This window comes from Labilibaculum filiforme (genome assembly GCF_002843315.1).
GTDB lineage: Bacteria > Bacteroidota > Bacteroidia > Bacteroidales > Marinifilaceae > Labilibaculum > Labilibaculum filiforme.
Window position 1 is genome coordinate 1 of the sequence record NZ_MVDD01000014.1, and the last position, 14,122, is coordinate 14,122.

The window sequence follows — 14,122 nt, forward strand, 5'->3', positions numbered from 1 at the left end:
AGAGCTGGAAGAATACATAGATTATTACAATAATAGTAGAATAAAGACTCGTTTAAACGGAATGAGTCCGGTAAAATACCGAACTCAATCTTATTAATTTATTTTATAACCGTCCAACTTTTGGGGTGCAGTTCACTTTTCGGCTTGATTCCAAGTTCTTCCGATCACTTCAAATATAAAACATCTTCCTTTGGAAGTAATTAACTATACACAAAATACTTATAAAGATTTTTCTTACGCACTTGCAACAAATAATCCCGCAACAAATTATCAATAATATAATATTTGGTTATCATTTACCACTATAATTCGGTACTCCTTACCGTCACTTAATTTATATAAAACCATATAGCTTTGATTATGCAATAAATATTTATGTGAAAAACAGACATACTTATTGAATCACAACAACTGACTAGAAATACGCATGTTTACTTCAACAGAATTAATCATATTGTACACCAACTAATTACATTAAGTCGAGTAATGAACGCACAAAACTAAACAAGAATTTTTATGACTATAAAGCCTTCTTAAGAAAGGCACTATTACTTTTATTAACTTAATAATGTAAAAATGAATCAAAAAAAATTATTTTTTTCTGCATTTCTTATTCTCATCGGAATAGGTTTAATTCATGCACAAGATGTTAAGGTAGATGTAAACCTTGACATTAAACACTCAGTAAATGGAGTGTCTGATTTTGGTCGAGAGAGACACATCACCCTTCATTCCTCCTTATCCGAGAGCGACTGGATTGGTGAGGATGAAAAAATGAAATACCTATTAGACGATCTGGATGTTTACCTAGGTCGTGACAATGGTTCTGCTACTTGGAAATTTCAATATTCGGCAGAAGACCCTGATCGTCCTAATCATGCTGACCCAGACAGTCTTAAAACTTTTGCAAATTGGTATAAAGGAGAATACGAAGAAATCATTACAAAGAATCATACCAAACAATATGAGTCGCGATCAACCGAAATGATTATGGGAACCAATCCTCACCCTACTTATCCAACATTTTCCTATTGGCATATGTGTGGTTCTGAATGGGGCCGAGCTAATGGTTACGATTGGATACCTCTAACCGTTGAATCGTCAGCAGAATGGATGGTTGATTACATGGAAAATTTCTTTGTGAACACATTAGCTGAAAAAGGCGAGTTAGCCCCTAAATATTGGGAAGTAATAAATGAGCCTGATATGCTCTTAAATACTGGAGCTTTTATGGTATCCAGCTGGGAACTTCTTTGGAAATACCATAACTTGGTAGCAAAGGGTATTAAAGAACGCTTAGGCGATAAAGCACCACTTATTGGTGGTATGACCTGGGGCTTGCACGATCTGGCATCAGATGATTTAACGAGAGCCCGAGATGTTAATTACGCTAGTGCATATTATGGAAATACACCTGCGGATGAACAAATGAAAGCATTAGCCGCCGCTGCTGTAGAATCAAAATACCTAACACAAACTGGTCCATGGACTCAATGGGATGTACTCTGGAAAGGTTTTATGGATGAAGCAGGTAAAAATATGGATTTTTATTCAATTCACATTTATGATTGGCCTACTTATGGTGCTGATGGCGGAACTATACGCTCTGGCGGACATACCGAAGCAATGCTAGATTTAATTGAATGGTATGATGTAAATCAGAATGGAATTAATAAGCGTAAACCATTGGTTGTATCGGAATATGGGGCCGTTCAAGGTGCTTGGACTTACAAACCTCATGAAGAGCGCTACGATTGGGAAAACTTGAAACCATTTAATTCTATGTTAATGCAATTTCTCGAAAGACCAGATTACATTGTAAAATCGATGCCATTTACACCAGTAAAAGCTACATGGGGCGACACCGATAAAGATGGTAATGGCAAACCAGATTATTTCTATCATTCAAAAATGTTACGCGACGACGACCAAGATGGAAACTGGGAATGGAGTGAATTTATTAAGTGGTATGAACTATGGGACGATATTAAAGGTACGCGGGTTGATACTAAATCTTCTGATCCTGATGTTCAGGTAGATTGTTACATTGATGGTAAAGATGTATACCTAATATTGAATAACCTAGAGGATGAAGCAACCAATATTAACCTTAACTTTTTTGGCTCAAGCTTAAAACCTAAAAGTGTTCGCATGAAGCACATGTACTTAAAAGGCGCATCGGATGTAACTCTTGATGATAAGACACAAAATTCGGCACCTGCCTCAGTAGTACTAAATCCAGATGCAACAATGGTGTTGAAATATTCTTACGATGGTAACATTGCCATCAATCAAACTTCAACAGAATCTAAATTCTATGGAAATTCTGTTGGAAACAATCAACATGTTCCAATTGTATCTGGCGATAATACATTCTATGTAAATGGCTTAGATGTTCCTTCAAATATAGAACAAACAGAAGCGATGTTGCGAATAACTGGAAATTTTTACGATGCTCCGGATAACGTAGCTGGAGGTTTCCTTACAATTAAAAAGTTAAGCGTAAATGGTACCGTAGTTAAAACTCCTATTGACTGGAGAGGAACGCAACAACTAAGAAGTCGCTATTTTGGCACTTTAGAAATTCCTATTCCTGCAAATCTGTTACAAGCAAATAATACGATTACAGTAGACTTTCAACATGCTGGTGAAATAAGTGTTGTAAACATTGTTACTTGGGAATTTAGTAAAGTTCCTGGAAGATCAGTTGCTGGTAAAAATTCTGCTCCTCTTGTAAATGCGGGTACTGATCAAAGTTTAGCAGAAGGTACAACTTCGGCTACTTTAAGTGGTTCGGGCAGTGACGTTGATGGTGATGCCATTACTTATAGCTGGACAAAAGTTAGTGGTGCTGCTGCAACAATAGCAAACAGCTCAAGTGCAAGCACTTCAATTTCCGGATTAAGCGCAGGTACTTATGTATTTAGACTTACCGCAAGTGACGGAACTTTAAGTAGTACTGACGATGTTCAAATATCTGTTGCTGCTGATAGTAATACTGATGTAATTGTTATTGAAGCTGAAGATCTAACTTCGACTAGCGGTACCTATAACGATGGTACTGTTCCTTTAGGAGTAAACGTTATTGCAAACCAAGGAATCAACTACGTAAATAATGGTGATTATGCAGTATATAATGTAACTATACCCGAAGATGGTGCTTATGAGATTGTTTACTATATTTCATCTCCAATTGATGGATCAACTATCACATTTAGCACCGATAATATTACAACTACAGTTCCTAATAATGGCAAATGGGATGTATATACTGCTCTGAAAGCAAGTAAAACAGTTAACTTTACAGCAGGTAATCACGAAGTTACTTTAACTGCTGGAGCAACTGCATGGGCTTGGAATCTTGATAAATTTACACTTCGACGAGTTGGCGCAATTAAAAGTACTAAAAGTACCTATGTTGATATAGATGCCAATAGTCCTCTTGTGAACGAAAGCACTTCATTATCTTCATTAATTGTTTACCCAAATCCATATTCAGATGGTAGTTTAACGATTAAGTTTCCAAAACACCTTGGTTCAATGCTAGTAAAAATTTATAGCATTACAGGAAAATGCGTTTACTTAAAAGAGTTCCACGAAGAATCAACAGTTCAAATTAATTCTTCTGAATTAAAATTTAGTAAAGGAATTTATACCATAAAAGCCAGTAGCTCGGATAAAATTTTTACACAAAAACTAATTATACAATAGTTTTTAAATATTAAACATACTGAAATCCACGCTATTACAGCGTGGATTTTTTATTTAGATCTAATAATAAATATTCTAAAAGAAAAGATTCTAGCTTTTTAGAACCATAATTGCACCAAAAATTCTCCCATCCTTCTTTTCCATAATTAAGACCAACCATCCTTTAATACCAATTTAATTTCGAAGCCGCGAATTATATCGAATTTAAGCGGAAACACTAATTGCTAAAATCATTTAGAACAAAATTGGTACAGAATTACATTTCTGTCTGTACATTTTATCACCCTAATTCATCACAAACACAAAATACGAACTCATATTGACATTTGATTTATTCTCAGTGACTAATAATTATTGTTTTTAGGAGATATTAGCAATTCTCCCAAGCAACTAAAATAAAGCTTAGTTATCCTTAAAGGGTCTTATTTTTTTGTAAAAAATTAGTAAAATAATTATCTGATATACTTTATCGTGTAAGATAGAAACATCCAAAATCATAAAAACATGAAACGAATTATTTATCCATTTTTAAGTGCAATTTTAATTTTCACACTTGCTTGCACGAACAAAAACAAGCCTGCAAAATCAGAAACGAATCAGCCAATCATGATTCCCAATGTATTTCCTGAAAAAGGATTGACAGATGCTCACACAATAATTGACAATGGGCGATTGTATGCATTTTGTGGACACGATAAAACTTGGGACACCGAAAATGCCTGGATCATGGATCGTTGGGAAATCTGGTCAACAGACAATTTAGTAGACTGGAAAAAGGAAAATGAAATCCATCCAAAAGACACCTACATAGGCGATATTCCCAACTGTTTTGCTGGTGATATTATTTCGCGAAATGGCAAGTATTATTGGTATTTCTCAAACCGCAATATCAGTACTGGAGTAATGGTTTCCGATTCTCCAACCGGGCCATTTAAAGATGCTTTGGGCAAGCCCTTATTACCAGAAGGAATTGTTCCTGTTCATGCTTACGATCCTGAAATATTTGAGGAAAACGGAACTTACACCATCATTTTTGGAGCTGGACATTATCATGCCGCTACCCTTTCCGAAGATATGATTTCCCTAGCCGATGAGCCAAAACCAATTCTTGTTTTGGATAAAGAGGGCAAGGATATGTGGACAGCAGACAAATCCTGTATTTTTAAAAGAGATGGTAAATACTATCTAATTTGGGAGGAAAAATATGCCATATCTGATCATCTTCGTGGCCCCTATACTTACATGGGAGAATCGTTAAAAGGTGGACATTGTAATGTTTTCGAATGGGAAGGACAGCATTATGCCTTACTTGAAAATAAAGATATTTCTTTGTTTTACCGAGGTGTATCTTTAAAACCTCTTCATTTTAATAAGGATGGAAGTATCATTATTCCTGAAGACGATGCTGGATTTCCAGCCAATGGACGTGCCTGGAATTTTGAACATTCTGAGATGGGTTGGCGTGCTATTTCGGGAACTGATGTTAATTGGGATCAATCGGGTAAAATTTATGGAAAGCTTTCAGGCAATGCTGTAATTGAAAGCAGTGTTTGGTTACTAACTAATTTAAAAGAACACCAAACTTTAGTAATACGAATGAAGAATGAAAGTTCTGCTACTCAAGCAAAAATATCCATCGCATCTACTGAATTAAAAGGTGCTTTTTGGAAAAATCCTGAAATAAACTGGGATGACCAAGACCATATTCTAGTGGATGTAAAAGCAAATTCAGCGGAAATTCAGGAATTCGAAATTGACCTGTCAACACTACCGAAGCTTAAAAGCATATTAAAGCGTTTACGCATTGAACCTGCTGTAGGAGCTTCAGAAGGAAGTTGGGAAATTGAATCCATACAAGTTAACTAAACAAACCACCAATTAAATCCGATTATCGTGAAAAACAGATCTATAATTGCCTTACTACTAGCAAGCTTACTACTCACCTCTTGTTTCTCCAATCAGGAGAAAATATACAAGCCGAAATATGCTGAGGGCAAATATATTTTAACTCCCAAAGAAAGAGAGACTCCACGCATTAATGGAGCCTCGGTATTTGGCGTACGTCCAGGTTCTCCATTTTTATATACCATACCGGCATCAGGAAAACGTCCTATAAAATTTAGCGTTAACAATCTGCCAAAAGGACTTCAAATAAACCAAAACACTGGCGTGATATCAGGAACTATAACAGATAAAAAAACATGTAATTACAACATTGTATTCAAAGCAAGCAATGAATTAGGAGTTGATGAAAAAGCTTTTGAAATTGTGGTTGGAGATAAAATATGTCTCACTCCTCCTTTAGGGTGGAATTCTTGGAACTGCTGGCGCACAAAAGTTGATCAGGAAAAAGTTATTGCATCTGCGAAAGCAATGGTAGACAAAGGCTTAATGAATTACGGATGGACTTACATTAATATTGATGATGCCTGGCAAGAGTTACGCGGAGGCCAATTCAATGCTATTCAGGGCGATCCTATTAAATTTCCAGACATTAAAGCAATGTGCGATGAAGTGCATGATATGGGCTTAAAAATAGGAATTTATTCCTCTCCATGGGTTACGACCTATGCAGGATTTGTTGGAGGTTCCAGTGATAATAAAACCGGGATTTGGGATGTTTCAATGAGAACAAAAGAAACACAAAAAGTAAAAAAATATTGGCAACTTGGCACTTATCATTTTGATGAAAGTGATGCCGCTCAATGGGCAGAATGGGGAATTGATTATTTAAAATACGATTGGAATCCTAACGATCCGGAAAGCACCTCTCGAATGGCACATGCCCTTAAAAATTGTGGTCGCGATATTATCTATTCCCTTTCGAACACCGCTCCTATCGAGCATGCTAATTTATTTGCCAAGGAAGTAAATTGCTGGCGTACTGCAGGAGATTTAAATGATTTATGGGATCAGGAAAGTAATCATTTAAACATTCGCCAACAGTGGGAACGCCATCGCAATTGGTTAGAAAAAGGCGTAAGAGGTGGTCCTGGACATTTTCCAGATGCCGATATGTTGGTAGTTGGAGATGTTGTAACCACTTCGAAAACGGGCAAGCCAATTCCATCGAAACTTACTGCAGATGAACAATACACTCACATTTCTTTATGGACACTATGGAATTGTCCATTACTAATTGGCAGTCCGATTGAATCCATCGATGAATTTACCATGAACCTTTTAACCAACCCCGAAGTTCTTGAAATCCATCAGGATAAAATTGCGATTGCCGGCAAATCGGTTTTCATTGAAGATGGTTTAGAGATCATTGTTAAAGATTTGGCCGATGGTGGAAAAGCAATTGGTTTATTCAACATTAACGAAGAAGAAAGAGTAATTAATCTTGATTGGGACTTAGCTGGATTAAAAGGCGAAAAAGTAATTCGTGATGTTTGGCGTCATCAAGACATTGGAACTTTTTCCAATCAGTTCTCGGCTAGTGTTCGTGCCCATGGAGTCATTTTATTAAGAATTTCAAATTCGTAATTATTTCAAAATCAACCACATATTAAAAAGCTCACGGCCGAAACTGTGAGCTTTTTTTCTTAACTACATACAAAGCGAACAGCTACCTGTCCGCATTTACCTCTATTTATACTCAAACCAATGAAAGTGTGCTTCATTCTTTTGAGGCTTGATCCAAACTGTTGGTGTACATTCCTACATAAAGACCATTGTATCTTACAAAAGTCTCATCGGCTAAATAAAAAAGACCCTGACTTTCTCCAATAAGTTTGAAGTTTTTTTCCGATCCTATTCATTTTACTCAACTACTAAAAAATTGAGGGTTTCCCTTCTGCGAAACCCTCAATTTATTAGTCTAATTAATTTATGGTCTGGTTTCCAAAGGAATTGCCTCTATATCGTCAACATAGAAAACACCTGTTCCACCACCATACTCTGCGGGCCCATTTACATCCATAAAAATCGATTCTTCCGGTTGATCTTCAGGTTGGGTAAACACCAAGGATACTTCTCCCCATTCCCCTTCAGGAAGGGCTTCGAAGCTTAGTTCCTTACGAACCCATTTCTTAGCGAAAGCCAAATTAAATGATTTCACAGTACATCCTGGTTCTTTAAAGATTTTAGCTTTTACTAAATAATCTCCTGCATTTATTGCACCTGGAGCTGGTCCATAAGTAATAATTCTACCTGGTGCCGTTGCAACATCATCGTTCGAGAATTTCATTGAATAAGATCCACTTGCAGCACGTGCTTCTGAAGCACTCCAATATGCTGTATGTTGAATCCACCAACCATTGGCGGCACCTTCAAAACCATATCCACTTTTATCCAAAATACTTGCTCCAAAGTGCATTTTTACAGTTTGAACCGTAAAAGCTTCCAACTCTCTTTCGTCAAGCGATTGAATAGTACCTCCTGCATAAGCAACAGTTACAACATCCGTATTGTAAATTGGAGCTGCTAAAACTAATTCAATTTTTGTTGCATCCGAACCGTTTACTCGAACCGATTTCACAGCAATATCCTCATCAAAACCATTTGTATTGCTTACATGAGCAGTAAAATCGTTTTCAGTTCCTAAAGTAGAAGCTACCTCACCCGATACATTAAAGGAAATTACTTCGGATTCTGCTTCCATTAAGTTCCCATCAAAAACAAATGGTTGCGTAGAAGCAATAACATTAACTTTTAAAGGAATGTATTTCTTAGCTGATCCTAATGGAATTACTCTACTTGCATTAATTAAATTATCCTTAAACTCCCCCATTTTCATGTAAGAAACTAAACATTCAGATGCAGCATTATCTGCTGTTCGGCCTCCTGCTAACCACCATGTTCTTGTTGCCGGGCGACCAACTGTAGTTAAATCGACAAACTTTAAAGCATCACCTGCTTCAATTTCATACGATTTCCAAGTAGCGGTATCCGCTAAAGATGTTATTTCATCGGCGGTAACGCTAAGAATCTCCACATTGTTATGAAAAACTTTAAACGCCGGCTTTATTTCACTATACACATCTACCACAAATGTGGTATCAATAACCCAAACATCACCTTGTTTAACAGCATGCAACTCATTTTTACTGTTATAAGATACCGAATCGGGAAAGGTATTGTACAAACGGACCTTATTTAAACCAGCATTCTTAAAAAGAACATTGATTAATTCCTCTTCTGTTTCTACACCAGCATCGGGAATAATGAAAGCATCTAAAATAGTATCGGCTCTAGTAAATTTTGAATTTAAAAAATAATTACCGTCCTCAATCGTCCATTTATGACTAATGACATTTTGGGAAAGATCCATAAACGAAAGATGTTCCCCTGCATTTACAACTGTAGGTTGACCAGGATATACACCTGTTACCCAGGAAACATCTGTTACCTCGTTAGGAGCCTCATAATCATCATCATCGCAGCCTACAATAAATAGTAAGGCAAAAAAGCCCATTAATAATATATAATTTTTCATATCTCTGCTTTTTAATTATTTAGACGTTAAATTTGGATTTGCCAGCACCTCATTTAATGGCAAAGGATAGTAAGCATGTACTTCAGGCATATAATTCTCTGCAGCAATTGTATAATCGTATACTTCTGGCATTTTAACAGGATCTGGTGATTCTCCAATTTGAAGGCTTGCCTTTTCTTTGGTAATGGTTTTTCCTTCCCAATTCACGAAAGTATAATCCTCAACATAGTACTTCTGTTTCGATAAATCTTGAAAACGCTGTTTAGTAATTCCCCATCTTCGCATATCAATCCATCGAATAGACATCCCTTCAGCAGATAATTCCAAAGGCTTATCAATATACATCAGCTGATCCATTAAACTTTCTTTTGTATAACTAATACCATTAAAATCTGGTCCCGAACCATCATCCACACCTAAACGCTGCAGTCCCCATCTTGCGCGAATTGCGTTCATCATATTAAGTGCACCACTCACGTCTCCTTTATGAATTAAGCATTCGGCATAATTCAAATAAACCTCAGCCAGTCTGTTAACTGTTACATTTTTACCTGATTTCCATCCTGTTCCTGAAGGTGTATCCTCTTCGCTAGTAGCAATATCATGATTGGAATACTTTTTATAATAAGCAAACTGTAAAGCTCCATTTTGCATGTTTTCCGATACCGAAGAAGTAATGTAATAAGGTGTATCCTCATCTTCGACCAAAGCACACATAGCTGATGCACGTAATGGTACATGTCTTAACACCGTATTTCCATCCGAATCCTGCACATAATTTCGCGTATCTTTAGTATCCATAGCCTCTGTTTTATAAGCATATGCGATCCAAGTTGTTGGCATAAAACAGTCAGAATTATTACCTGTACGGCCTAAACGATTGGTTTGACTCAATTCGTCCCATTGTGAGAGTTCAGTTCTTTGTGTTTCATTATAACAAATTTCGAAAATAGATTCCTTATTCAACTCACCTGCAGTTGTAAACAAAAGACTCATATCCTTCACTAACTCATAACCATATTCTGGGTTAGTAATTACATCAACATACATAGCCTCGGCTAAATCATACTCTCCCTGATACAAATAGCTGTTTCCTAAAATTGTTGCGGCAGTTCCCGCAGTTACTCTTCCCAAATTGCTAGAAACACTTTTATCTGTTTTCAGTGGTAGATTTTTGTATGCATACATCAGGTCATTTCTAAAAAACTCAATAACCTCTGCCGATGATGATACTGATTTGTTAAATTCTGCTTGTCCTTCAGGATTTCTATCTCGTATGATCACTTCACCATTATTAAATGATGCATGTAAATTATAATGGAAAAACCCCCTGAAAAACTTAGCCTCAGCCATTTGACGTGTCCATAACTCTTCATCAACAGTTCCTTTTAATTTTTCGAGTCCTGCAATGGCTTGATTGGCACGAAAAATTCCTTCGTAACAATCTTCCCATTTGTTATTAATATCACTACTTCCACTTGTGTAAGCATGATTATAAAACATCGCGGCACTCGGATTAGCCGCCGGACGTCCCCATCCTGGATATCCCATGTCAGATCGCTCTGTTTCCGTTTCAATATTCAGAATAAAATGGCTCATCATTGTAGAATAAATAGAGGTAATTACCGATTCTGTTTCATTCAGATCTGTAAAGTAACTATCCGTAGTTACCTCATTTGGATTTACCTGATCTAAACGATCTTCGCATGACGCCAACAAACTGATTGCTGCCATCAAAGTAAAATATTTAAATAAATTCTTCATCTGTCCTGTTTTTTGCATTAGAAATTAATATTTACGCCCATAAGATAAAAGGAAGTTACTGGGTAATTACCCTTATCCAATCCTCTAGAACTCATTCCATTGCCTCCAACCTCAGGATCAAATCCATCGTAAGATGTAATGGTTATTGGATTTTGAGCCGACACATAAACTCTCATATTACGAACACCAATTTTATCCACTATTTTCGTAGGAAAAGTATAACCTAAACTAACATTTCTAAGACGCAAATAGGAACCATCCTCAATCCATAAATCGCTATATCCAGCATAATTCGGATGATCTTTACTGATCCCTCTGTAAGAAGGTAAAGTACTGGTAGGATTTGCTTCCGACCAAACTGAAACTAAATCTTTATGACGAGCATATGAGTAGGCAGTAGCTTTACTTCCGTTAATAATTTCGTGACCAACAGCAGCATACCATTGCATAGATAAATCAAAACCTTTATAATCACAGTTCAGATTTAAACCCAATTCATAATCCGGCAATCCACTTCCGTGATACGTTCTATCCGCATCAGATAAAACACCATCCATATTGCTATCAACGTAAATCAAATCTCCCATTTTTGCCGTTGGATCAAGAGTTTTATACTCGTCTAACTTTGCCTGCGAATTAACAATCCCATTGGTTTTGCGCAAAAAGAAAGCCCCGGCTTCGTACCCTTCAGCCAATACTGTAATCTTTGAAGTACCATCTCCATCAATTAAACCCCAGTCATCAGTATAAGAAAAGCCTTCACTTGTCATCGAAGTAATTTTATTTTCATTGGTAGCAAATGTTGCTTGAATACCATAATTGAATTGGTTCAATTTGTTTCGATAGTTCAAAGCCAATTCGTAACCCGTATTAGTCATATCACCAACATTCAAGGTAACTCTGGAGTCACCTCCCGAACCAATTCCTGCAGAACCTGGAAGTTGAACATTAAATAGCATATCTTCCTTATCGGTATTATAATAATCTGCTGTGAAAGTTAATTTGTTCTTAAAAAAACCTAAATCGATCCCAATATTACTTTGAATTGAGGTTTCCCACTTCACCAAAGCATTCGCATAGCTTTTCTGAGCTGCTCCAACCATTGGAGCATCCGTACCTGCACCACCAAAAGTATAATCAATTCCCTGAGTAATAGTAGATGCAAACATGTAGTCGTTAAAACTCTGATTACCTGTTGTTCCATAACTACCTCTTATCTTAAATGCATTAGCCACTTCTGAGATTGGCGCCCAAAAAGCTTCGTCGGCTACATTCCATGCTGCTGATGCTGATGGAAACACTCCCCATCTATTATCTTTGCCAAATCGAGAAGAACCATCCCGACGAATACTTGCACTGAAAAGATAACGGCTTTTATAGTCATATTTTAAACGTCCAATAGCTCCTACCAAAACATTATCCGTTTCAAATAACGATTGAGCATCCGGATCGACGGTAGCGCCATTTAATACCTCGATACTGTTATTCGCAACTGCGTATTTTTTAGCGGTAAAACCAGAATACTTATATTCTTCAAAAGAATAAATAGCAGTAGCAGTTATCTTATGATCGTTAAATTCCTTTTCGTACGTTAATCCACCATCCCAACTTAAAGATGATCTGCGATTGCTTTGATTTTGAACGTAGCTATCTTTTGGATTACTCAGCTCTTCCCCATCGCTTGCATAATGAGCTGAATAAGGATTAAAAATCTTGCGGGTTTGATTGGTTACTGCTATCCCTAAATTTGTGTTAAAATTTAAGCCTTTAACAATTTCAAAATTCACATTAAAACCAGCATTCATACGATCTCGCTTCTGATTGTCTTTATTCTTAATACTATTAAGAACCCAATTCATAGCTAAAGCATCTGATCCCCATCCATTCGATTCCACTGCCTCATCCGAATTAGGATCTAAAGCTTGCTGATAAGGATAATATTTAATTGTTTGCGTATATATTCCGCCAGGAGATTCTTGTTTATCTTCTATAGTAAGACCAACATTTGCTCTCACATTCCACTTTCCTTTTGTATAGTTTGTAGAAGCGCGGGTATTAAATCTTTCAAATTCAGAGTTAATAATCACCCCTTCTTGATTGTAGTATCCAGCCACCACATTATAGGTAATATCATTAGTACCACCAGAAATATTCACGCTATAATCTTGGGTAGGAGCGTTATCGGTAAACACCATATCTCCCAAATCAGTATCATTCAACAACGAATATGGATTTTTTGCATATCCTGTAGTAATTTCATCATCATACGAATTATAAATATTCCGGTATTGAACCTTCTCAAAATAAGCTTGTTCATTAGCATTCATTAAAGGAGTACCCGAAGTAATTGTTCTAATTCCATAAGTAGCATTTGCGCTAATTTTTAGGGAACCTGCTTTACCCTGTTTGGTGGTGATTAAAATAACACCTGCAGCACCTCTAGTACCGTAAATAGCACATGAAGCAGCATCTTTTAAAACATCAATGGTTTCAATTTCGTTACTACTAATCCGAGGATCACCATCTTGAGGAATTCCATCCACCACAAATAAGGGAGTATTAGTTCCACTAATAGAAGTTACCCCACGAATTTGGATATTAGAAGAGGCTCCAGGAGCTCCAGAACTCGCAATTACACTAACCCCGGCAATTTGTCCCTGAAGCGCTGTACCTAAATCGGAAGTTACTGTCCTGTTCAACTCTTCTGCTCTTACTTGTACTACAGCACCAGTTAATTCCTTTTTTTTAGAAGTACCATAACCAATTGCAACAACTTCATTTAATCCAATCGTTTGCGGGTTTAAAGCAAGATTAATCACCGAAGTGCTCACTTTAATTTCCTGCTTCTCCATTCCAATAAAGCTGTAAGTCAACACATCGCCAACTTTAGCATTTTTCAGTGCATATTTTCCTTCAAAATCTGTAATTGTTCCTTCAATTGTTCCTTTAATCACGATACTTACGCCTGGAAGCGGTAAGCCGTCTTCCGAACTTGTAACCGTTCCCTTCACAGTAAGTTCCTGTGCTTGTGCTTCAATGCTGCTACACATCAAAGCGACCAAAACAATAAGCAGATATTGCCCTAGTCCTTTTTTAAATGTAAACAAGATTTTTCTTTTCATTTTTAAATTATTTAGTAACATAGAAATATCACGTACTATTAAACTTTACTAGTAATTGACGTGAATAGGTTAGAAATTACAAATT

Annotated in this window: 7 protein-coding genes; 4 read left to right on the forward strand and 3 right to left on the reverse strand. The window is 36.7% G+C overall.

The annotated features are described in order from the left end of the window. The 4 genes from BZG02_RS15655 to BZG02_RS15670 all read left to right on the forward strand — a co-directional run. The coding region (locus BZG02_RS15655) for an IS3 family transposase (protein WP_143470496.1) at positions 1 to 97 on the forward strand (97 nt) is incomplete at its 5' end. A gap of 479 nt (positions 98 to 576) precedes the next feature. After that, entirely contained in the window at positions 577 to 3,711 is a 3,135-nt protein-coding gene (locus BZG02_RS15660) for a PKD domain-containing protein (protein ID WP_101262401.1), read from the forward strand. A 504-nt stretch (positions 3,712 to 4,215) separates the two neighbouring features. Continuing rightward, the gene (locus tag BZG02_RS15665) at positions 4,216 to 5,577 is read left to right on the forward strand and encodes a family 43 glycosylhydrolase (RefSeq protein ID WP_101262404.1); all 1,362 of its coding nucleotides are present in this window, start codon (positions 4,216 to 4,218) and stop codon (positions 5,575 to 5,577) included. A 27-nt stretch (positions 5,578 to 5,604) separates the two neighbouring features. Continuing rightward, positions 5,605 to 7,200 carry a putative Ig domain-containing protein gene (locus BZG02_RS15670; RefSeq protein WP_101262406.1) on the forward strand — a complete coding sequence of 532 codons (1,596 nt, stop codon included), beginning with the start codon at positions 5,605 to 5,607 and terminating at the stop codon, positions 7,198 to 7,200. Between the two features lie 343 nt (positions 7,201 to 7,543). On the opposite strand, the gene BZG02_RS15675 is transcribed toward BZG02_RS15670, so the two are convergent. Genes BZG02_RS15675 through BZG02_RS15685 form a run of 3 tightly spaced genes read right to left on the reverse strand, consistent with a single transcriptional unit; the run spans position 7,544 to position 14,037 of the window. Next, positions 7,544 to 9,151: a hypothetical protein gene (locus BZG02_RS15675; protein WP_101262408.1), complete on the reverse strand. Its 1,608-nt coding sequence runs from the start codon at positions 9,149 to 9,151 to the stop codon at positions 7,544 to 7,546. A gap of 15 nt (positions 9,152 to 9,166) precedes the next feature. After that, entirely contained in the window at positions 9,167 to 10,915 is a 1,749-nt protein-coding gene (locus tag BZG02_RS15680) for a RagB/SusD family nutrient uptake outer membrane protein (RefSeq protein WP_180335751.1), read from the reverse strand. Between the two features lie 17 nt (positions 10,916 to 10,932). Then, complete coding sequence (locus BZG02_RS15685) at positions 10,933 to 14,037, reverse strand: SusC/RagA family TonB-linked outer membrane protein (RefSeq protein WP_101262549.1); 3,105 nt, start codon at positions 14,035 to 14,037, stop codon at positions 10,933 to 10,935. Positions 14,038 to 14,122: the final 85 nt, after the last annotated feature.